The organism is Streptomyces viridochromogenes (genome assembly GCF_001270495.1).
Lineage (GTDB): Bacteria > Actinomycetota > Actinomycetes > Streptomycetales > Streptomycetaceae > Streptomyces > Streptomyces viridochromogenes_A.
This window is the reverse complement of sequence record NZ_LGUR01000092.1, coordinates 1-662: the sequence shown is the minus strand read 5'-3', so window position 1 is coordinate 662 and position 662 is coordinate 1. Positions and strand designations below refer to the sequence as shown.

Below are 662 nucleotides of genomic sequence, written 5' to 3'. Positions count from 1 at the left end.
CGGGTCTATGTGCTGGATGGGGGGTTGCGGCCGGTTCCGGTGGGTGTGGCGGGTGAGTTGTATGTGGCTGGGGTGGGGTTGGCGCGTGGGTATCTGGGGCGTGCGGGGTTGACGGCGGGGCGGTTTGTGGCTGATCCGTTCGGTGGTGCGGGGTCGCGGATGTACCGGACGGGTGATGTGGTGCGTTGGCGGGGGGATGGTCGGCTGGAGTATTTGGGCCGGGTGGATGATCAGGTGAAGATCCGTGGGTTCCGGATCGAGTTGGGTGAGGTGGAGGCGGTGGTGGCCGCGTGTCCTGGGGTGGGGCAGGTGGCTGTGGTGGCGCGGGAGGATCGTCCGGGGGATCGGCGGCTGGTTGCTTATGTGGTCGGTGAGTCGGGTGTGGTGTTGGACGGTGGGGTGCTGAGGGATCGGGTGGGGGTGGTGTTGCCGGAGTACATGGTTCCGTCGGCGTTTGTGGTGCTGGATGCGTTGCCGTTGACGTTGAACGGGAAGTTGGACCGGCGTGCTCTGCCGGTGCCGGAGGTGGGGGCCGGGGTTGTTTATCGGGCGCCGGGCACGGCTGAGGAGCGGGTGCTGTGTGAGGTGTTCGCCGATGTCCTCGGTCTGCCGCGGGTCGGTGTCGACGACAACTTCTTCGAACTCGGCGGACACTCCCTGCT

At 66.9% G+C, this 662-nt stretch carries 1 protein-coding gene; it reads left to right on the top strand.

Annotation, left to right across the window (positions count from 1 at the left end; translation table 11 throughout):
- Window positions 1-662, top strand: a 662-nt coding sequence (locus tag ADK36_RS10070) for an AMP-binding enzyme (RefSeq protein WP_048587627.1), incomplete at both ends; no start/stop codon positions are given.